The sequence below is a fragment of the Marinilabilia sp. genome (genome assembly GCF_016278715.1).
Lineage (GTDB): Bacteria > Bacteroidota > Bacteroidia > Bacteroidales > Marinilabiliaceae > Marinilabilia.
The window spans coordinates 1-20,367 of the sequence record NZ_JADQBH010000128.1; the positions used below are offsets into that span (position 1 = coordinate 1).

Sequence of the window (20,367 nt, forward strand, 5' to 3'; positions counted from 1 at the left end):
TGTGAAATGACGTTGAATCGGGTCTATCCCGTCCGTATGGATTTGTAATCTACACAGGTAAAGAGTCAACTGTTAATTTTCTTATTTTTTGCGTATTACAAAAATACGTCATTGGTAGCCTGCGAAGAATCTCTTACTAATAAAATGGTTTCTGTCATTATGAGCAAAGCGAAGAATCTTTTACACTTCAAACATACTCTTAAAACAACATACCACAAGGTAATTCTTTGCACCAGACACAGATCCTTCGTCATTCTTCCTCAGGATGACAAACGGTGAAATGTCATTCTGAGCCTGCGAAGAATCTCATTCAAAAAAAATATGCTTTCCCGGGGAAACCCGGCTTAGCCATTTTTTTAAATGGCTCTGCCAATTTTGCCACTCCAGACCCCTAACATTCCTTACATACTTACCAACCACAAACTCCCACAGCCAGTCCCCCTTGGAGGGATTTAGGGGGCTATTACACCTCCTCATACTTCAAAGACCTCTTCATCCACCCGTCACCTGCACTTTTTCTGAAAAGAGCTTTCCATAATCTTTTATTCCATTTATCTGTACCCCTAAACTTTGAGAATGTACACTTTTCCCAATCAAGATTTAGCTGTTTTGCGGTATTGGGCGATATGTAGGTATAAACCAATTCTGCCAGGTCAGCGTCCTTACTCTCCTCCTGATAGGATAAATCCAGGGTGTTTGCAAGTAATTTCACACCTCTTTTTTCGCATTCGGCGCTTAACAATTTTATTATCTGATTATATCGTTTCTGCAACTCCCCGGTCAGCTGCTTTGTATATTTACCGCCAATATCCATAATGGGACGAACCTGCAGAGCGTCTATCCTATAATTCCCAAACACTTCAAAAAACTGTTCCAACTCATTCAAATTGTCGGGATTGGCCGTATAGTTGATGCGAACAGACAGTACATTCCTTTCCGAAAACCTTTCCTTCACCTGAGTGAGCTGTTCCAGCACTTCTAAAAACTTCTCGTAACTGGCACCGGTCATAAACTTCTCATAAGTTCCTTTGGTCACGCCGTGCGCCGATAAAATAATTTCGTTAACACCGTTATCGGCCATAAACTCCAGATCACTCATCTTTAGCAATTGCCCGTTGGTAACCATTCCCACATCTGGAACCTTATATTTCTTGGCCAGACGAAAAAGTTCTTTGTAGCCGGAATGCCTTGTTGGTTCTGCACCACACCCCACCATTAACTGAAAAGCCCGGGGAAACAATACCCGGGCAATCTTTTCAAATTCTTCTGTGGAAAGTGTTCCTGTATGACTCAGTCGATGCTCAGGGGAACTATAATTACACATTCTGCAAGCCAGGTTACACCCCAACACCGGATCAATCCTGACCGACAAGTGCCGAATGCCCAAATAAGAGGAGGCAAACAAGCCAAGAAGCTTAAGTTTTCGGCTTTTGATGCGTTTGTGGATGCGGAGGAGGGAGTAGAAGTTCATAGAAATTGGTTTTCCCGTATCAAAGAGGTATCTAATAATATCCTAACCTGGACAAGCCAGAACCAAACAAGAAATATATAAAAATCACATGAGAATTAGCCGGAATAAATAATTGCTACGCAAATATTTATTCGTTGTCCACGAATTATACGAATTACACGAATTATTGTCGCACCCAAGGTGCGACTTAAACGGCTACGCCGATTACAAAAAAGCTGTTGCTCGACTCTGCCGCTTGCTTGAAAGAATTCGTGTAATTGGTGAAATTGAAAACAATAAAATGTTCCTTTACGACGTTATCGAATTCACTTCGCTCGTTTCGTGGGCCCAAAACAAGAAATGGCGTAGCAATTTTGCGTTAAAACACTGAAAAGTATTTTGCCAAAAACACGAATATCAGGTTAAGACACTAAAGGGATTTCACCCCTTGAACCCTGATCGCAATTATGGTTTTGGAAGGTTTTTTCTTTTCAAAACCAACAAAAACCTCTTTTAGAACAAAGAAAGTACGGTTCTTTTATCGTAATCGTCGAAACTCATCTCGTTTGCGGCGCCCAGGAGATTCAAACAAAGACGATTTTACGATAAAACAAACTTGTTTTTAGGCTTACCTTCCAATGTCAAAAATACATATAACAGGCAAAACCTTGCTCGATACGAAGTCTAAAAACAACTAAAAAGGAAGTTTAATATCCTCCAATGGTTTTAAGGCTTTATCCTTTTCTGACAATAAAATTTCACTATCCGGTATTTGCCAGTCAACCCCAATCTCCTGATCATTCCAGATAATTCCTGAATCATGCTCCGGAGCATACCAATTATCTACCTTATACGAAAAGATGGCAGTTTCGCTTAAAACAACAAACCCGTGGGCAAAGCCACGGGGAACAAACAATTGGTTCTTATTTTCCGAAGAGAGCTTTACAGATACATACCTTTTAAAAGTCGGAGAGTCTTTTCTTAAGTCAACTGCAATATCCAACACTTCTCCCTCAATGCATCGTACCAGTTTTGCCTGGCTGTAAGGTGGTAGCTGAAAATGCAGCCCTCTTAGGACGCCTCTCGAAGAGCGGGATTCATTGTCCTGCACAAAATCAACCTTACCGATATGTGCTTCAAACTGTTTCTTATTAAAAGCTTCAAAGAAATAGCCCCTATGATCTCCAAATACTTTCGGCTTTATAATTACGCAATCTTCTATTTCTGTGGGAATAAACTCCATTATTACTTTCTTTCTGCAAGGGACAGTAAATACTGCCCATATTGATTCTTACTTAAATTCTCTCCGAGATTCCGAAGTTGCTCTTTGTTAATCCATTTCTGCTGATAAGAAATTTCTTCGGGACAGGCCACTTTTAATCCAATTCTTTTCTCTAATGTCTCAATAAACTGACTGGCCTCCAAAAGCGATTCATGCGTACCGGTATCCAGCCAGGCAAATCCTCGCCCCATTAATTCGACTTTCAACTTCCCTTCATCAAGATATGCCTGATTTACGGTGGTGATTTCCAACTCTCCTCTGGAACTGGGTTTAACTTCTTTGGCTGTTTTTATAACAGAATTGGGATAAAAATACAAACCCACCACTGCATAGTTTGACTTGGGCTTTTCCGGCTTTTCTTCGATTGAAGTTACATTACCTTCCTCATCAAAAGTACATACCCCATATCTCTCGGGATCGTTTACCCAATAACCAAAAACAGTGGCCTTTTCTTCCTCTGCAACAGTTTTAACAGCACTATTTAACAAATCCACAAACCCATGACCATAGAAGATATTGTCCCCCAAAACTAAACAAACATCATCGTCTCCTATAAAATCCTCTCCAAGGATAAAAGCTTGTGCCAAGCCATCCGGTGACGGTTGAACTACATAAGCGAGGTCTATTCCCCACTGACTACCATCTCCCAAAAGCCGTTTAAAAGAAGATTGATCTTCTGGAGTTGTGATAATCAATATTTCTTTTATCCCAGCTAGCATCAACGCTGACAAAGGATAATAAATCATTGGTTTATCGTAAACAGGCAAAAGCTGTTTACTTGTTGATAAAGTGATGGGATGTAATCGGGTGCCGGAGCCTCCAGCTAGGATTATGCCTTTCATTCTTTAATAATTAAGTTCTGTCAATGTATTTTTATTAATTTTTTTTCTCTCACTATCAAATATCCATCCCCATTTGCAGAAGTATAAATATGCTGATCTTAAGTGATGTTTAAATAAACTCAAATTTCTGCGGGATCCTCTTGCATAGGCATGGTAAATTATGAAGTTTGGGTTAAAAACAACTCTGTGAGTGGCTAATACCTTTCTACAAATATCTGTATCTTCTAAATACATAAAAAAACGATCATCAAATCCACCAATTTTTTTGAATAAATCAGATCGAAAGGCTAAAAAACATCCTAACAAAAAAGGCACATCCTGAATTTGCTCATAATTAGTAAATCTCAGTTCATTTCTATTGTCTCGCTTCTCCCTATAAAAAACAGGGGAAAATCTTCGAATAAATAAATCAAATGGTGTAGGTAGTAGTCTGCTGGAATATTGCAGCTCTCCATCAGGGTAAAAAATCTTGGGACCAACAACACCAATTGTTTGATCACCTTTCATGAAATTCACAATCTCAGAAATTACTGTTTCTCCGAAATACACATCTGGGTTTAAAACAAAATGGAATTTTGAAGTATCTTTCACTTCTTCAAATGCAATATTATGGCCTTTCCCAAATCCCATGTTTTTCCCCGTAAAGATATAAGTAATGTTCTTTTTATTCTGAAAAATCACCTTTAGTTTATTAGAAGGTGAATTATCAACTACCACCATATGCAAAATATCCAACGGTAGTGACTCCAATAACATTAATAATTGTTTTGTGTCATTATTAAACAACACTAAACCTGCCGATATTTTTCTTTCTCCCTCTTGCAAAATGTTCTTTTTATACTATTTCTTGTAGATTATGCATTATATTTTCGATATACTGTTGCCTAGAGTACTTTTCCATTGCATACTTAATTGCATTAATCCTAATTCTATTAAAATTTGAACAAGACCCTAACAAGTCGTTTAAGGCTTTTTCAAATGATGAATAATTATCAAATAAATATCCATTATTTTCATCAATTATTATTTCCTTTGTTCCTCCATTATCAAATCCTATAACGGGAATTCCCATTCCCATTGCTTCAACAGTAACCCTTCCAAATCCCTCCGCCTTAGAGAACATTAGTAATATATCTATAGAGTTATAAATTTCTTTTTTATTTTTCACAAATCCATTAAAGGCAACCTTGTCTTCAATTCCCAATTTAAATACCAGTTTCTCTACTTTATTTCTATATGTTCCTGTTTTACCTCCATAAAACAACAATCTGGCATCTGGATAACTCTTAAGTATTTCAGCAAAATAATGGACGGCTCCTAATTGATTTTTTGCTTTATCAAACATTCCAACCAAACCAAAAACAGGCTTCTCAGGCAAAACTTTATCTTCATATCCCGATCCTTCAAACTTAAATCCATTATATATGACGGATGATTTAACCGATAGTTTTGATGTTGGATCAACTTCTTTGAGAACAGCTTCTGAAACAAAAAAAAGTCGATCAGAAAGATTTAAGAATTTGGTTTTTATTTTTTTCCCTAGCACAAAGTAGGCATTAAAATCCAGCTGCATAAACTCCCTGACATGCCAAACATGTTTCTTCTTCAATAATTTAGCAATAAATACACCCAAATTTTCAGCTGAAGTATTTGAATAAATTATATCCGGTTTGTTTTTTCTAACTTTATATAATAAATATGGAAACATAAAAATATCAAAAAGTAGAAATAGGGGTACTATTAAATATTTAAACCTAAACTTAACATAAAATAATGTTGAATAATAAGGGATAACATCGTATTTTATTCCAATTTTGTCATACTCTTGAGTTAGAATACTTTTAGATGGCATTAGCACAAACACGTCATCTCCATTATCATGTAAGTATTCAATTAAAGTTACCAAAGACTGGTTGGCACCAAAAGGATGACTATTATTCAGTATAAATTGAACTTTCATATCAAAATGTTTCTACCTTATTAAATCTTTTTTCACATTTTCACAAGAATTCATTTTTATAAAACTCTTGATTACATCAATATCTTGTGCCTACTAAAAGTCAGAAACTCCATTTTTAATTTATTTCACCATGTGCACACTCCAATCATCTTCAATGTTTAAGCGAAGACCAAGTCTTAAAAAAATGAAATGCAGATAATATTTTTTTCTTACCTCTAAAACTTTACAAAATTTATTTACCCGCGTAAGCCTTTTTTTTGCATTGGTAAAGACCTGAAAATTAGCCAATTTTGGCTTCCCCTATCCGTCTAACCGGAAACGGAGAGGCAACGGCGCTTTTAAATAGTAAAACTCGCCTCCTTAAAAACGTTCTTTTGGACATAGACAATTTATCGTCTCAGATGCAAGCATTTTTAAAAATTCATTAAACCTTTGCACTTTAAGTAGAAATACACAGAATAACCCACTCATGACCGAGCATTAAAGCATGTTTCTAAAAAATCCTATTTAGATCAAAAATTACAACAAAAAAAACTACCCAAATGAACGGCGGAGACAATTTAATTCAATACAATAAAAGTTTTCATATATCAGATTATGGAAACTTCATTGTTACTTCTTTTCTTTTTTAATGAAAGAATACCAAACGAAGAAAACCATTTATTGGATTCACGCTTCCTACTTATAATATAACTCAAAAATATAGTGACTGGATAGAAATATCGAATATTATAAATTGGGGTAATCGCAAAAATAGAAATATAAATAAGAGATAAAAAGACAAGAGGATCTTTAAGAGAAAAAAGACGTCTATAGAAAAAAACAACCAATAAAAAAAGGTTTATTGGACCTAACCAAAAAAGAACGACATCGTTATACATTTCTACAGGGTCGGGATTAAAAAGATGGTTTACTCTTTTAGTCATCCCCACCAACAAATGAAAAGCTTTTGGAACAAATGCAACAACGTAACCATAACTATCTTGAATATCCATTATTTTATCAAACAAACCTGGCCCCCCAACTTTATCTGAAATAGCTTGTTCATAAACATAAAAAACATCTCCAAATATTGTATTTCGAGTAACGGACAAAACGAAAGAAATTGCTCCTAGAAAAAGAAAGAAAAATAGAAACTTTCTATTTCTTAAAAAATTTATAGGAGATGCGATTCCGAATACAACAAGAAAAAACAATGTAAGCTGCCACCGTATAATAAGAGAAAGTACTACGGCAAATATAATCCATTTATACTTTTTATCTTCAACAAATCGAACTAAAAAAGAAAGGGATAAAAAAAGAAAAATTTCTTTATTAATTGAGAATATTGACGTAAAAGTAATGGGATTAAACAAAATTAAAATCAGAAACAAATCTTTTTGTAACCTATCATTTTTTAGAAAAAATTTAATCGCAAGCATCAAAACTGCAAAATTCAACAAAAAAATGCCTGTATAATTTTCTGGCCCTATTAACTTGGCTATAAAAACTGGCCCAATTTGATTGCCTGAAACTCTCAATAGGTTAAACAAGTTGTTAGTTGATAAGGCCAATCTCTCGTAGGTTCTCGAATCAGAGTAAAACTTAAAGTTAATATCTCCATTCATTACTGGAGATCCTATGAAAATCCAAAATGCAAACACCAAGAGAACATAAATGAAAATAATAAATGTAGCTTTCTTTACCATAAGAATTCCATCAATGAAACAAGCCCTTTTCTTTCAATTTTGTATAATGTTGAACATCTCTTTCCTTAAAAACTTTTGCAGGAGCCCCCCCGGCAATTGCATATTTTGGTATATTGGACACAACGACACTTCCTGCTTGAATTATAGCGCCTTCCCCAATTTTTACCCCTCCTAAGATTAGTACACGACTACCAATCCAAACATTATCTTCAATCTCTATGTTTTTATGAATATAAGTTTCATCATAAGGTATTTTTGAACTAGTAAAATAATTATGAAAAGAGGTAATTAAAAGACATTCGGTGCCTGAGTGAAAATTATCTCCTATCTTGACGCTTCCTTTCCCCTCAATTCTTAATCCATTAAAATTAACATTATTCCCTAAAGTAGTATTTGAAGTTACTTTTGACCAACCATTAACTACCAACTTTCCGTCTACTTGCCCAGCAGAACTTGCAATGTACAATGTTAGTATCTTCTTCTTGAAATTTCTAAAAGGAAGTAAGAAAGTTTTTATAATAATCTTAAGCAAACTCATTTAGTTGTTTTTTATCAAATTAACTTAAATGTTTTAAAACATCATCTTCATTTTTAACCATGATAACACCTTTAATATCATTCCAAATATCAACTGGGCCAGCATCCAGAATAAATGTTCTTAAATCAAACTCTAGTCCTTCAAATAAAGCTGTGGAGCTAACCCCAATTTGATAACTTGAAGTACCAAACAATTCGTAAATATTACTCTCCTTTGAAACAATAATGTTCTCGTTATTTAACTGCTGAAACTTCTTTCTGCCGGGTATTAATTCTGAAGGATGAGGTTTAAAAATAATCTGATATTTTGAATGATTAATCTTACTATTTAATCTTCGGGTAAATTCTATAAGATTGTCCGAAAAGGGTCCTTGAGAAATAACCAAAATTTGTTGTTTATCAGTTTCTCTCCTTTTCCATCCGCTTTTATATGAGTCCAGGAAAGGAAAACCCTTAACAACAATTTTGTCTTCGGAAATAGGAAAACGACTAGACTTTTTCCAAAATTTGCTCCAAACCCAGATTTCATCTGGAAACCAGTTAAATTCCTTTTTATTCATAAAATTATAAGCAATATGATCTCGTCCTAAAATACCATGCTGAATCTCTATGACCTTAATACCCATTGACTTAGCCTTTTCCACAAAAGGCATATTGGCATCAGAATAAGAAACAGACACCACTAATCTTTCTGGTTTAATGTTTTTAAGTACTCGTTCTGCAAAAAAAGAAATAGCTCTATGCTTATAAAGCATTTTCATTACATAAGCATTAAAGTTATTAACATTAACCCCAAACTCAGATTTAATAATAGCGTGCATCCTATCTAATATTCTCAAATTCTTGGGGGAAATGCGCTTTTTACTTCCATAGATACTATAAATTCTAGCGATGTTTAAAATTAAATCCAGATAGACAATATTTTTAGTTGCAGTAGGTTTAAAATGCTTGTCATTAAAAGGAGCTTCAAAAACATATGTATCATCCCCTGTTAAAAACTCTGTATATTTGCATTCAAATAAGCCGCTATCATTTTTCACTTTTCTTTTATGATTAAATACAATAGTTTTCTTGTTTTGTCGTAAAAGAAAAGGTGAGTAAATAATAGATGCAAAAAAATTTCTCAACACAATTATAAGTGAAGAAACAGTATTTACTTTGGGATGACTTTCCTGAGTATTGCAACACTTCTGAAGTAATAGAGAAAATAAATTAAATCGAATTATTGGCCAAATATTTATTTCATTAATCTGCAGATTAAACAAATCGTATTTCTCTTCAACTAGAATGAACTTTTTTATAAAAAAATGGTTATTAGTCATAACAAAATTCTGCCTAAACATTAATAAATTTAGGGTTATTTATGATTTTTTTAACGAGGCTCAAAAGGTGGGGCATCCGACTGGCGTTTAAACCCATAAACACCATAAAAGGGAGAACTTTCCAATAATTTTCAATTTCTAAAAAAGAAACTCCTAAACTAAGAATAAAAGGAAAAAAAATCCGCACAGGAAAAGCATCTTTCATAATACGGTTAAGCCTTAAGCTAGAATTTATTGATTTCCTACCATAATAACTTACCAAAAAAACAAATACTATATAAGAGAATAGGACAGAATATATTACTTGGTAATAACGAACTTTAACAAATTCAATTAAAAAATATGCAATAATAATATTAAGAATTAATGCGAATAAAGCTAACAGGCCTAATCTCTGTTCTTTTCTTTTTGCAATTAGTAGACCCTGATAACCAAAAGAATTAGTATGTAATACTATCGCTAAAGCAATTACATGAAACGTATTTGCAGTATTTTGATATTTAGGAAAGAAGAATAAAAAAAAAGGAAACATCATAATAGCAAAATGAATTAACCCATGTGAAACACTAATATATGTATCCCGCACAGAATTCAGAATCTCTGAAACAGTTTTATTACTAGAATGGGCAAACCGATTCAAAAGCTTTGGATATATTAAAAACGAAATCGCTTGTAATAATAATAAAACAGTATTCGATAATGCAAATGCAAAAGTAAAATAACCAAATTCATCAACACTAAAATAGTTACTAACTAAAGTTTTTGTTGAAATAATAATGAGATAGAATGAACTATTGTAAACAAATAAGTGCCAGCCTTTTATTTGAATAACCTTAATTAACCGAGGAATAAAAAGAAATTTAATCTTCACTGGAGTTCTTATTAGATACAAAATAAATGAAAGGAAGAATGCAAGGAAGTTGGCTCCAACCAATGCCCATAACAAATCTTTCCCTTTAAAAAGCAATATTGCTACCAACATAAAAACAGGTACCGAAGATTGATTTAATGCTACTTCAATGATTCTGCCATAGATTCTAAAAATGCTACTAAATAATGTATTGAAATTGGCTAATATTCCAATAACTACAACGGGCACTGCATAAGTTGAAAAATTGTATTTCGTTCCTAAATTCCAATTTAATAGTTTATTTATAGCAAAAAATAAAACTAAAAAAAGTGAGAGAATTATCAACATTGTAAATGAAGTGCCAATTATTTTCTTAACATATTCTTCTTTATTCTTATGAATGGAAACAATGGCATTTACCGAATGTGCTATTCCTAAATTTATCTGATTAAGGTACTGGATAATTAACGTAATAAAACCCCAAATGCCTAAATAATACGGGCCCAGGAAAACCGCAATAAACAGGGAATTAATAAATTGAATAAAGTAGGTAGCATAACGGCTAAACATATAGTGCAGAACCTTATTTTTGAGTGCTTTCCTTAGAACTTGCAAAAACTTTAACATTGAATTTGTTTATGCTAATAGAACAGTTATTTATTTGCGATGGAAGTTATTTCTGTTTTTTTGAATTGTTCTAATTGTGATTTCACATTACTCAATATGGTTCGAATTCAAAGGCGTTCCCTTCAAGATATTTTCTTTAGCAACTTTTCCTTTGACGGTTTTCAGATACTTAGGATGTAATCCATAACCTGGGCGTATAGAACGTATATTTTCTTCAGTAAAAGGTTCTCCAATCCTAATGTCTTTAACAACAAAAAGCGATCTGCTAAACTTACGACTGGATTTATCCTTCTCTGTAAGTTCATAAGAAACTTTCCCTACTGCTTTTTCTGCTTGACGAGCAGCGGCAACCATTTTAGTAAATTCCTTTTCATCTAGAGAAAATGAAGCATCAGGCCCTCCAATTGATTTATCCAATATAAAATGTTTTTCAATAACTTTTGCCCCAAGACTTACCGCCACAACAGGTGCAATAAAACCAAGCGAATGATCTGATAAACCAGAAACAACATTAAAAGTCTCTGCCAGGTTTGGAATAGTAGCTAAATTGGCTTCTTCAAGTGAGGCAGGATAAGATGACGTACACTTCAATAAGATGATTTTATTGTTCTCAACTTTTCGACATGTTTCAACGGCTAACTGAATATCAGCTAAATCAGCAATTCCTGTGGAAATAATAATTGGCCTGCCTTTTGTTGCAGTATATTCAATTAGAGGAATATCAGTAATCTCAAATGAGGCTATCTTATATGCTGGTGGATTAAACTGTTCCAAAAAATCTACAGCTGATTTATCAAATGGGGAGGAAAAGCATAACAAGCCTTCTTCACTTGCTACTTGAAAAAGCTTTTCATGCCATTCCCAAGGAAGAAAGGCATCGTTATAGAGTTCATATAGGGTTCTTCCATCCCATATGGTTCCTCCTTTTATTTTAAAGTAATCATTGTCACAATCAATAGTAATAGTATCTGGAGTATATGTCTGCAACTTTATTGCATCAGCACCAGCTCTTTTAGCAGCCTTGACTGTTTCAATTGCAATATTGATATCATGACCATGATTTGCTGATAACTCCGCAATAATCAAGCATCTCTCATTTAGATTTTGTTCTCCTATAAACATTGTTCAGAAATTAATTCGACACTCTCAAATCCATTAATTATGGTGTCGCGTCTGTAAGCAAACCCTGCTTTCTGAAAAGATTTAATTGACGCAACATTATCCTTCTTGATGTATGCAAATATTGGAATTTTATCCTTCTTCCAAAAGGCTTCACATCCCTTAAGAAGCATTTCTGAAGCGAACTTTTTTCCTCTAAATTCAGAGGCTATTGAAATTCCAATAACGGCCTTTTCTTTTAATTCAATTCTCACAACACCAACATCCACATTATCTTTTTGGAATATCAGGATCATAGCATTCTCATCTTTCAATTTTTGAGAAAACCATTCAATGTGATCACGCCAGCTTATCTGCCTCCTATCAAATGACATTTCTCGCACCAATGGATCATTAGACCAATTAAAAATGAGGTTAGCATCATTTTTATTAGCAAAACGATAAAATAAAGTCATTCAGCAATCTTTTTTATCTCATTTAATATTCTTTGGTCTGATTTTCCATCAACAACTTTTTGTTGAGATTCAATGATTTTAAAACTGTTCCTACCATTTAGAATTTTTGAAATAGACTTATGGATATCAGACTCTTCAATTGTTTGAAAATTCCCGACTCCTATTCCAATTCTATTTTTAACAATACTATTATAAATTTCTTTCTGGTTGTCAACAAACCATCCACTCAGGAAAGGCAATCTGCAGGCACAGGCTTCAATCGACAAGGTACTAGCAGGTATAAACCCCAAATCCACTATCCTCATTAAATGGGCCATCTGAATTTCATCTATGTCCCAATAGGTATGGATAAACTTATTGAAGGGATTTTCTAATTTTGATTGATCTATTTGTGACACAATATGAATAGTATCAATATTGGGATTCTTCAAAAAGGCATTTGCAACTTTCTGAATGATTTTATGTGAATCTGAACCTCCAAGACAAATTAAGGCAGATTTAGGGTCATTATTACGGTCTTCATGTATTTGATACTCATTGGCAATTCTGAGAAAAGTTGGTCGCAACAACGCATATTTATATCCCAAAAGAAGTTGGGTTGTGGATTCAACGGAATAATCGGTTTCTTTAATTCCCTCAGCATTATTTATGACTATATCTCCAACATAATGTTTATCATGGATATCATCGATACAAACCAGTTTACACCCTTTAGTTTTAATATTTTTTTGATATTCTGTTGAAAAATAGTAATTGTCGAGCACTACAATTTCATCACCCTCCAAATAATTCAAAAACCATTCAAAGTGCGAATCATCCTCGGGTAAATCTATTCGGCCATGGCATACTTTTTCAATCTCGCTGATTTGATATTGTGAAGGTTGGCGAGTTGCATAAATACAGTAAAAATGTTCATTTAACATTTCAGCCAATGCCAAAGTACGAATAAAATGCCCCATCCCAATTGAGGGGCCACCATCTGCACGAAATATGATGGAGCGTTGCTTTATGCTTTGTTTTTTGTGCTTATTCATTCCACGTTTTTTGAACAGACGTTTTGTTGATTTGAGTGAGTTCCGGGTGCTTATCAATGGTGGCAATTATTTCGTTCATTTTTAAATTGTCACATCCATACTCTTCAATCAGCTTTTTATTAAAGAAAAAATCATCCTCAGTATCAACAGTTAAACGGTAATGGTATCTGGATTTTTCCCTTTTAGGAGTTATAATTTCTATATTTCCTGGTTTATTTTGATGCATGTATGGAGTAACATGTTCAAATTCTCCGGGCAATCTAGCATGTTTATATGCCTCTTCCAAAAGATTAAAGTTAAATATTTCGACAGACATGCCTAAGGGGTAGGTTTGACTTAAACTTGTTGATAGATATTTTCTTTCATTCTTATATGAAAAGAAATCTTCTACCTGTTCTTTCAGGAAATATCCATCAAGTAAAGGGTTATCTCCCGTAATTCTAATAATTGTTTTTGCATTAACTTCTTTAGCTGCAAAATAAAACCTTTCAAGAACATTGTTTTCGTTACCTCTAAAAACATAAATACCCAAACGGGTTGCATATTTCTCAAGAGTATCATTTTCCTTATTTATCGAAGTAGCCAGTATTATGGGTAACCTAGCATCTTTCAATCTTTTCAATAGAATTCCAATTAAAGGAGTACCTCCAATTGTCTGCATAACCTTGCCCGGTAGACGAGTGCTGTTCATACGTGCTTGCAATATTATATAAGTATTGCTTACCATATTGTCCACCCTCCATCTACTTGAAAGGTTTGTCCGGTAATAAAATCGGATGCCGAGGAGCTTAATATTGCAATAACGCCAGCTAAATCTTTAGGTTCCCCGACTTTTTTAAGTGGATTTTTATTTTTCAATCGATTTAAAAACTCAGGATTCTCGTTTTGAATCGATTCTTTTGGGAATGGTCCAGGAGAAACTGAATTTACATAAATATTGTATTTGCCAAGTAGAACTGCGTAATATCTGGTAAGCTGAATCATAGCAGCTTTTGCAGCTCCATAATGTGGGGGATTAGTATATTTCTCGCAATCGTTACCAAAATAAAGAGTTTCAAAATCAGGACTTACCAACCCATACATAGAAGAAATATTGATTATCTTCCCCCTTCCTTGTTTTTTCATATATGGAATTATTGTCCTTATGGACTTATGCACAGATCCAACAACCCCTTCCATTGTATAATTCCAGTCTTCATCACTCATGTTTTCCTGTGAGTTTCCGATAGCACTATGGGCGTTATTAATAAGTATGTCGATATCCCCAACTTTTTTTTGAACGCCAGCAAAGCAATCTTCAATGCTTTCGGAACTCATTATGTCTATTTTATGAAAATGAAGATTTTCTTCCGAATAATTAGCAAAAGCATTATTAAACTTTTCTTTCGATCTACCAGCAACAATAACATTACATCCGCATAATCTTAAGGTATCTACTATACCTTTCCCCAAATATCCATAGCCTCCGGTAACAATTGCATTTTTATTTTTAAGATTAAATAATTCATTTATTTCGGCCATTGTGATGGAATTAAAATTGATTCATTTATACTTATTTTTTGCAAAGGTAACTTGTTTGTAACAGATATATCTTTGATATTATTTTTTAATTGCGAAAGTGTATTCACTCCAAAAATTACTTTATCAATAAAAAATTTATCCGTACAATATTTTAATAGCATCCCAGCTAAGGAACTCCCATATTTTTGTAATTCCTGAATTATTGGCTTTGCATCATTAAAGAACGCATTTAGATTATTTAATTCACTAAAGAAAAGTCCTTGAAGAAAAGCGGAACGGGTATGAATTTCGCACCCATTTTGGTTTAGTGCTTTCATATAAGACTCAAAACGATTATCGAAATAGTTGTACGGAACCTGAATTATATCGGGAATTAATCCTAACGAAAGAACAGGTTCAACTTCGTGAATTTCATTAAATGAAAAACCTATCTTTTTAATAAATCCTTGCGTTTTTAACTGAATTAATTCCTCCCACAATTTGGGATTGCTTACAATTTCCATTGGCCGATGAGACATATACCCGTATAACGATTGGGATTTCAAATATGTTAAGCTATCATGAAGTTGCTGTGATATACTTTTTTTGCTGTTATGAAGTAAAAATTTTGATACTATTTTAAATCCTGACAGGTCGTTTTTCCCTAACACCTGCTCACTAGTACCATAAGCAGAAGCAGTATCCAAAATATTTATTCCAAATTCTCTAGCATAATTGAGAATCAAGGAAACCTCACTCTCTTCAGTTTGTCCCTGCTTGTTACTAATTCCATATGGGATGCCAAATTGAACAGTTCCAAGACCTATTTTTGAGATAGAATTAGTCATTTAGAATGCTCTATCTGATATTTAGAATGTTTTTTTTCGTCCTTTGATCTATCAAATATCATTTGTGGACATTCACCTTGTAAAAATCAGTAATGCAACTAATTACAAGTTCTTGATCTTCCTCCGTTAATGTAGGATACATGGGTAAACTAAGACTCCGACTGTAGTACTCTTCAGCGACCGGCAAATCTCCTTCCTTCCAACCCAATCCTTTGTAATAAGGCATTAAATGCACTGGAATATAATGAACCTGTGCAAATATATTGTTTGCCCTGAGATACTCATATAGACCCTTTCTATCTTCAACTTCAATAATATACAAATGATATGCATGTCCATCAACAACTCCTGCCTGGCCTTTAATAAATGATTTATCTTTAAAAGCTTCAAAATAGTTTCGGGCAATTTCTTTCCTTCGGTTTAGTCCGGCATCGGCTTTTTGTAATTGACTGTTTCCAAGTGCTGCCTGTATGTCCGATAACCGATAATTGTAACCCAACTCCTGCATTTCATAATACCATCCGCCATGATTATCTTGTAAGAGTTCCGGTTCTTTGGTAATTCCATGTGTTCTAAGCATCATGAGTTTATTATACAACTCTTCATCATTTGTGGTGATCATACCGCCTTCACCCGCTGCAATGTGTTTTACCGGATGAAATGAAAAAATAGCCAGGTCTGCATATTGCCCATTGCCACAATTTTGTTTCATCCCTTGACTGTTGATAAAATAACCGCCTGGCGCATGACAGGCATCTTCGATTATCCAGCAATTATATTTGTCAGCCAGTATTCTCAATCTTTCCAAATCTACTGCCCTTCCTGCAAAATCAACCGGTATAATACCTTTATACGTGCCTTTAGGTGAATTTTTAAGAAGTTCTTCTACTCTTGAAATATCTAATAAATACGTAGAAGGATCTATATCAGCAAAAACAACTTCACCTCCTGTATAGCGTACACAATTAGCTGAAGCGGCAAAAGTAATAGGGGTAGTTATTACTTTATCTCCTGGATTTACTTTGAGAGCAAGTGCACATAAATGCAGAGCTGCTGTTCCGTTGGCAACTGCCACAGCAAATTTAACTCCTATATATTCAGCAAATGTATTTTCAAAATCTCTAACTGCAGGTCCTTGGGTTAAGAAATCAGATTTCAGGACACTAACTACCGCATTAATGTCATCCTGATCTATAGATTGGCGTCCGTATGGTATAGGGTGATTAATCATACATTAAAATTTGGGTCAACATATTTCTTTATTTTTTCTCTAATTGACTCAACAGTTTCCCATTCATCATTAGTTCCGGAATTGTACTTGAACCCAAATTCCACTTCTTTTGCATTGTGGTGTTTCAAAAAATCCAGTTTTTTATGACTAAAAGAAACAGATGGCAAAATAGCATAGTATTTTCCCAAATCTATTGTATTCAAAGAATCTGTTTCAGTAATCATTTCTTCATGAAGCTTTTCGCCTGGCCTAATACCTACATCCCTAATTTCACAATTCGGTGCGATTGCAGCAGCAACATCCAATATTTTGTAGGATGGTATTTTTGGAACAAAAATCTCCCCACCCAAGGCATTTTCCATGGCAAAGAAAACAAGACGAACACCTTCTTCCAATGAAATATTGAATCGTGTCATTTCCCGATGCGTCACGGGTATAAAACCCTGTTCGCGTTGCTTCATAAAAAAAGGAATAACAGAACCTCTTGAGCCCATCACATTACCGTAGCGCACAATGGAAAAGCGCATATCACGGCTTCCTTTGATATTATTCGCAGCAGCGAAAAGCTTATCCGATGCAAGTTTGGTTGTTCCGTATAGGTTAATCGGTGCACACGCTTTATCGGTACTTAATGCAACAACTCTTTTTACATTACAAGTCAAAGCAGCATGAATTACATTTTCAGCACCATCAATATTCGTACGAATACATTCGGTTGGATTATATTCAGCTGTGTCGACTTGCTTCATTGCGGCAGCATGTATTATCACCTCTATTCCTTCGCAAGCACGAATAAGCCTTTCCCGGTCCCTGACATCTCCAATGAAAAATCGTAATTGGGGATAATCATTTTGAGGATATTTCATCCTCATCTCGGACTGTTTTAATTCATCTCTTGAGTATATTACAATTCGCTTAACATCCGGATATTCATTAAGTATTAATTCGGTGAATTTCTTACCAAAAGAACCTGTACCTCCGGTGATCAGGACTGATTTGTGATTTAACATTGTATTCTGCTTTTATTTATTAATAACAATTAAGATTCTATTACCATGCCTCTCTCATTTTCCCCCAAAACAAGCCCCCAAACACAAGCCCAATCCCAATAAATCCCCCCAGGAAAACACTTATTATCATAATCATGGAGCGTTTTGGAGCGGACTTCTCAATAGGAACTTTCACAGGTTCAATGACTGAAAAAGCAGGTGTATCCTTCTTCACAGCAATCTCTGCCTGTTCCTTTTGTTCTGCGAGGCTCTGATAAACCTGAGAAGCAATATTATAGGCATCGCTCAATTCCTGGTAGTTTATATTGGTCCTTTCTTCAATCACGTTACGGTTCCGATCACGGTACTCAAAAAAAGCTTCACGCGCAGTTTCAAACTCAGCCTTCTTTTCTTTGTAGCTTGTCTCTATGAATTCCAGGTTTTGAACCGCCTGTTTGGTCTTGTATTCAATAATATATTTTTGAAGTAACTCAACTGTTTTTTGTGTTACCTGAGCAGTAAGCAGTGGTTCTCCCAATTCAGCACCAATAGTCACCAAACCGGTTTCTTTATCCACTGAAACGGTTACTACTTCTGTCATAGACTTTAAAATTTCAGTCTCCTCTTCTGTGAGTCTTGTAACATCAATAGTTGATTGTCCGGAAACCCCTGACAATATTTTTTTCTCCTCTCCCATCAACGCATTTTTGATGGTCCAGGGCAAACGAAAAGTATATTTCAAGACTGTTGCCCCAAATCCGGGAACTGAATCCTGCATCCGTTTCTCGTAGATAGAAATGGGTTGTTCCTCATCCTCATAATCAAAAGGTTGATGTACCAACTCATTCAAAAAAGGATAGCTATTAATAACCCGCGGATACAATTCAGGTTGAATGCCCGAAGCGCTTCCCATCATAGAGCCCAGGTTAATACCTGCCATACTGGCCAGTCCGCCGAGACCGCCCAAGTCGGTTTTCCCTTCTGCCTGGGGAAGTATAGTTGCTGAGGCTGTGTATTTTACCGGGCTAAATATGGCGACCATGAAGCCAATAACAACTGCAATGGCTATGGAATACCAGATGGTTTTGCGGTTGTCCCAGATGGTGTGGGCCAGGGCTATGAGGTCTATTTCGTCGTCTTTGATGATCGGGCGTTCCATTTTGTCTTGAGAGGTGTCTTTGGAATTAGAAGTGTCTTTCATTGGTTGAAAACTATGTTGTTTGAGACTTAGGCTGAGGCTGAGGCTGAGAGAATCTCTAAATATTGATTATCTCTTTTGTTATTTTGTCATCAAATATTGCTTAGGAGAGAAAAAGAATTCTCCTTGGTAAGGAATCTCTGAACCTTAGTCTTAGCCTAAGTCTATTGAGGCTGAAGTTAAGGTTAAGATGTATTATAAATAGTGTCTATCTCATTTATTATTCAGTCATCAAATATTATTTGGGAGAAAAAGAATTCTCCTTGGTAAGGAATCTCTGAACCTTAGTCTTAGCCTAAGTCTATTGAGGCTGAAGTTAAGGTTAAGATGTATTATAAATAGTGTCTATCTCATTTATTATTCAGTCATCAAATATTATTTGGGAGAAAAAGAATTCTCCTTGGTAAGGAATCTCTGAACCTTAGTCTTAACCTTAGTCTATTGCGGCTGAGGTTAAGGTTGAGTCTGAGAGGAGTCCAAATATTGATTATCTCTTTTGGTTGTTTGTCATCAAATTTATATAAGAACAAGAGAATTCTCCTGTAACTAGGAACCTCTTAGCCTTAGTCTTAGTCTTAGCCTTAATCCTTTCTTCTTAGCCTTAGTCTTAGCCTCATCCTTATTTCTCTTACCCTTATTGGCCCCATTTTTCTTACCTCAATGCACTAATAATCTTGTTAATTTCAAAAATCAATTTATTGTACTTATCCAGCAGTTCGTCTGTTTTTTCAGAATCAATATATCCAACATCCCTACCATACAATAAATGACTTTGAGTTTCAAAAGCAGATCCTCTTGCAAATACATAAAAATTTGCTTTGTCCTTTTTTGTCCTACGCCCAAAAGCTTCAGCAATATTTCCACTAACACTATTCGATGCTCTTCTTATTTGGGAGGTCAAACCATAATCTTCAGACCTGGGAAATTTGGAAGATACTTGAAAAACATCAACAGCATTACTATTGGAATTCTTCCAAACGGGCATATCCTGGAAACTATCGTACATGGGGATGGATTGAGGTTGAGGTTGAGGTTAGGTTTAGGCTGAGGTTGAGGTTGAGGTTGAGATAGAGAGAAGCATCATATATTGATTATCCCTTGTGCTATAACATCATCAAACATTACTTATGAAAAAAAGAATTTTGCCCGCCAAAAGAATCTCTAAGCCTTAGCCTTAACCTTCAGGGGCAGAGGCTGAGATTAAGGTTGAGTCTTAAAAAACTTCGTTTTTATAGATTATCTTTTTGGATGTTTTGAAATCACATAAAGAAACTCTTCTATAGCAAGAAATCTCTTAGCCTTAGTCTTAACCTTAGCCTTCAGAGAACGAGGTTGAGGCTGAGAGAAACTTCATATATTGATTATCTTTTGTGATGTTTTGAAATCACAATTTTCCTGAGAAAAAAGAAAATCCTCGATAGCAAAGAATCTCTTA

At 34.7% G+C, this 20,367-nt stretch carries 19 protein-coding genes; all 19 read right to left on the reverse strand.

Translation table 11 applies throughout. The features are described 5' to 3' along the window. Positions 1 to 463: 463 nt before the first annotated feature. The 19 genes from QZZ43_RS07800 to QZZ43_RS07890 all read right to left on the reverse strand — a co-directional run bounded on the left by QZZ43_RS07800 (position 464) and on the right by QZZ43_RS07890 (position 19,938). Positions 464 to 1,471: a radical SAM protein gene (locus QZZ43_RS07800; RefSeq protein ID WP_291857667.1), complete on the reverse strand. Its 1,008-nt coding sequence runs from the start codon at positions 1,469 to 1,471 to the stop codon at positions 464 to 466. A 673-nt stretch (positions 1,472 to 2,144) separates the two neighbouring features. Beyond that, positions 2,145 to 2,693, reverse strand: coding sequence for a dTDP-4-dehydrorhamnose 3,5-epimerase (rfbC, locus tag QZZ43_RS07805; protein ID WP_291857669.1), 549 nt, complete (start codon positions 2,691 to 2,693; stop codon positions 2,145 to 2,147). Positions 2,694 to 2,695: 2 nt separating this feature from the next. Further along, the gene (rfbA, locus tag QZZ43_RS07810; protein WP_291857671.1) at positions 2,696 to 3,574 is read right to left on the reverse strand and encodes a glucose-1-phosphate thymidylyltransferase RfbA; all 879 of its coding nucleotides are present in this window, start codon (positions 3,572 to 3,574) and stop codon (positions 2,696 to 2,698) included. Positions 3,575 to 3,577: 3 nt separating this feature from the next. Continuing rightward, complete coding sequence (locus QZZ43_RS07815; RefSeq protein WP_291857673.1) at positions 3,578 to 4,399, reverse strand: glycosyltransferase; 822 nt, start codon at positions 4,397 to 4,399, stop codon at positions 3,578 to 3,580. A 10-nt stretch (positions 4,400 to 4,409) separates the two neighbouring features. Next, the gene (locus tag QZZ43_RS07820; protein WP_291857675.1) at positions 4,410 to 5,534 is read right to left on the reverse strand and encodes a glycosyltransferase family 4 protein; all 1,125 of its coding nucleotides are present in this window, start codon (positions 5,532 to 5,534) and stop codon (positions 4,410 to 4,412) included. A gap of 590 nt (positions 5,535 to 6,124) precedes the next feature. After that, the gene (locus QZZ43_RS07825) at positions 6,125 to 7,222 is read right to left on the reverse strand and encodes a hypothetical protein (RefSeq protein ID WP_291857677.1); all 1,098 of its coding nucleotides are present in this window, start codon (positions 7,220 to 7,222) and stop codon (positions 6,125 to 6,127) included. 10 nt (positions 7,223 to 7,232) lie between these two features. After that, positions 7,233 to 7,760, reverse strand: a complete 528-nt coding sequence (locus tag QZZ43_RS07830; protein WP_291857679.1) for a DapH/DapD/GlmU-related protein — start codon at positions 7,758 to 7,760, stop codon at positions 7,233 to 7,235. Between the two features lie 19 nt (positions 7,761 to 7,779). Then, positions 7,780 to 9,081 (reverse strand): hypothetical protein, encoded by a 1,302-nt coding sequence (locus QZZ43_RS07835; RefSeq protein ID WP_291857681.1) that lies wholly within the window; start codon positions 9,079 to 9,081, stop codon positions 7,780 to 7,782. A gap of 13 nt (positions 9,082 to 9,094) precedes the next feature. Beyond that, the gene (locus QZZ43_RS07840) at positions 9,095 to 10,558 is read right to left on the reverse strand and encodes an oligosaccharide flippase family protein (protein ID WP_291857683.1); all 1,464 of its coding nucleotides are present in this window, start codon (positions 10,556 to 10,558) and stop codon (positions 9,095 to 9,097) included. Between the two features lie 87 nt (positions 10,559 to 10,645). Continuing rightward, positions 10,646 to 11,680: a pseudaminic acid synthase gene (pseI, locus tag QZZ43_RS07845; protein ID WP_291857685.1), complete on the reverse strand. Its 1,035-nt coding sequence runs from the start codon at positions 11,678 to 11,680 to the stop codon at positions 10,646 to 10,648. After that, positions 11,671 to 12,132 carry a GNAT family N-acetyltransferase gene (locus tag QZZ43_RS07850; RefSeq protein WP_291857687.1) on the reverse strand — a complete coding sequence of 154 codons (462 nt, stop codon included), beginning with the start codon at positions 12,130 to 12,132 and terminating at the stop codon, positions 11,671 to 11,673. Before QZZ43_RS07850 ends, pseI begins: the two co-directional genes overlap by 10 nt. After that, positions 12,129 to 13,166: a UDP-2,4-diacetamido-2,4,6-trideoxy-beta-L-altropyranose hydrolase gene (gene pseG, locus QZZ43_RS07855; protein ID WP_291857689.1), complete on the reverse strand. Its 1,038-nt coding sequence runs from the start codon at positions 13,164 to 13,166 to the stop codon at positions 12,129 to 12,131. Before pseG ends, QZZ43_RS07850 begins: the two co-directional genes overlap by 4 nt. After that, positions 13,159 to 13,893, reverse strand: coding sequence for a glycosyltransferase family protein (locus QZZ43_RS07860; RefSeq protein WP_291857733.1), 735 nt, complete (start codon positions 13,891 to 13,893; stop codon positions 13,159 to 13,161). The genes pseG and QZZ43_RS07860 overlap by 8 nt, the downstream gene beginning before the upstream one ends. Continuing rightward, a complete protein-coding gene (locus QZZ43_RS07865) occupies positions 13,887 to 14,687 on the reverse strand; it encodes an SDR family oxidoreductase (protein WP_291857691.1) in 801 nt (266 codons plus the stop codon). Before QZZ43_RS07865 ends, QZZ43_RS07860 begins: the two co-directional genes overlap by 7 nt. After that, positions 14,675 to 15,514 (reverse strand): aldo/keto reductase, encoded by an 840-nt coding sequence (locus QZZ43_RS07870; RefSeq protein ID WP_291857693.1) that lies wholly within the window; start codon positions 15,512 to 15,514, stop codon positions 14,675 to 14,677. The genes QZZ43_RS07865 and QZZ43_RS07870 overlap by 13 nt, the downstream gene beginning before the upstream one ends. A 58-nt stretch (positions 15,515 to 15,572) precedes the next feature. Further along, positions 15,573 to 16,745, reverse strand: a complete 1,173-nt coding sequence (gene pseC, locus QZZ43_RS07875; protein WP_291857696.1) for a UDP-4-amino-4,6-dideoxy-N-acetyl-beta-L-altrosamine transaminase — start codon at positions 16,743 to 16,745, stop codon at positions 15,573 to 15,575. Next, a complete protein-coding gene (gene pseB, locus QZZ43_RS07880; protein WP_291857698.1) occupies positions 16,742 to 17,755 on the reverse strand; it encodes a UDP-N-acetylglucosamine 4,6-dehydratase (inverting) in 1,014 nt (337 codons plus the stop codon). Before pseB ends, pseC begins: the two co-directional genes overlap by 4 nt. Before the next feature lie 40 nt (positions 17,756 to 17,795). Continuing rightward, the gene (locus tag QZZ43_RS07885) at positions 17,796 to 18,935 is read right to left on the reverse strand and encodes a Wzz/FepE/Etk N-terminal domain-containing protein (RefSeq protein WP_291857700.1); all 1,140 of its coding nucleotides are present in this window, start codon (positions 18,933 to 18,935) and stop codon (positions 17,796 to 17,798) included. A gap of 649 nt (positions 18,936 to 19,584) precedes the next feature. Continuing rightward, positions 19,585 to 19,938, reverse strand: a complete 354-nt coding sequence (locus QZZ43_RS07890) for a four helix bundle protein (protein ID WP_291857702.1) — start codon at positions 19,936 to 19,938, stop codon at positions 19,585 to 19,587. Positions 19,939 to 20,367: the final 429 nt, after the last annotated feature.

Excerpts from the sequence above, each read along its gene's own strand:
- QZZ43_RS07800 (WP_291857667.1), bottom strand. The coding sequence starts at position 1,471 with ATGAACTTCTACTCCCTCCTCCGCATCCACAAACGCATCAAAAGCCGA.
- rfbC (WP_291857669.1), bottom strand. The coding sequence starts at position 2,693 with ATGGAGTTTATTCCCACAGAAATAGAAGATTGCGTAATTATAAAGCCG.
- rfbA (WP_291857671.1), bottom strand. The coding sequence starts at position 3,574 with ATGAAAGGCATAATCCTAGCTGGAGGCTCCGGCACCCGATTACATCCC.
- QZZ43_RS07820 (WP_291857675.1), bottom strand. The coding sequence starts at position 5,534 with ATGAAAGTTCAATTTATACTGAATAATAGTCATCCTTTTGGTGCCAAC.
- QZZ43_RS07825 (WP_291857677.1), bottom strand. The coding sequence starts at position 7,222 with ATGGTAAAGAAAGCTACATTTATTATTTTCATTTATGTTCTCTTGGTG.
- QZZ43_RS07830 (WP_291857679.1), bottom strand. The coding sequence starts at position 7,760 with ATGAGTTTGCTTAAGATTATTATAAAAACTTTCTTACTTCCTTTTAGA.
- QZZ43_RS07835 (WP_291857681.1), bottom strand. The coding sequence starts at position 9,081 with ATGACTAATAACCATTTTTTTATAAAAAAGTTCATTCTAGTTGAAGAG.
- QZZ43_RS07840 (WP_291857683.1), bottom strand. The coding sequence starts at position 10,558 with ATGTTAAAGTTTTTGCAAGTTCTAAGGAAAGCACTCAAAAATAAGGTT.
- pseI (WP_291857685.1), bottom strand. The coding sequence starts at position 11,680 with ATGTTTATAGGAGAACAAAATCTAAATGAGAGATGCTTGATTATTGCG.
- QZZ43_RS07850 (WP_291857687.1), bottom strand. The coding sequence starts at position 12,132 with ATGACTTTATTTTATCGTTTTGCTAATAAAAATGATGCTAACCTCATT.
- pseG (WP_291857689.1), bottom strand. The coding sequence starts at position 13,166 with ATGAATAAGCACAAAAAACAAAGCATAAAGCAACGCTCCATCATATTT.
- QZZ43_RS07860 (WP_291857733.1), bottom strand. The coding sequence starts at position 13,893 with ATGGTAAGCAATACTTATATAATATTGCAAGCACGTATGAACAGCACT.
- QZZ43_RS07865 (WP_291857691.1), bottom strand. The coding sequence starts at position 14,687 with ATGGCCGAAATAAATGAATTATTTAATCTTAAAAATAAAAATGCAATT.
- QZZ43_RS07870 (WP_291857693.1), bottom strand. The coding sequence starts at position 15,514 with ATGACTAATTCTATCTCAAAAATAGGTCTTGGAACTGTTCAATTTGGC.
- pseC (WP_291857696.1), bottom strand. The coding sequence starts at position 16,745 with ATGATTAATCACCCTATACCATACGGACGCCAATCTATAGATCAGGAT.
- pseB (WP_291857698.1), bottom strand. The coding sequence starts at position 17,755 with ATGTTAAATCACAAATCAGTCCTGATCACCGGAGGTACAGGTTCTTTT.
- QZZ43_RS07885 (WP_291857700.1), bottom strand. The coding sequence starts at position 18,935 with ATGAAAGACACTTCTAATTCCAAAGACACCTCTCAAGACAAAATGGAA.
- QZZ43_RS07890 (WP_291857702.1), bottom strand. The coding sequence starts at position 19,938 with ATGTACGATAGTTTCCAGGATATGCCCGTTTGGAAGAATTCCAATAGT.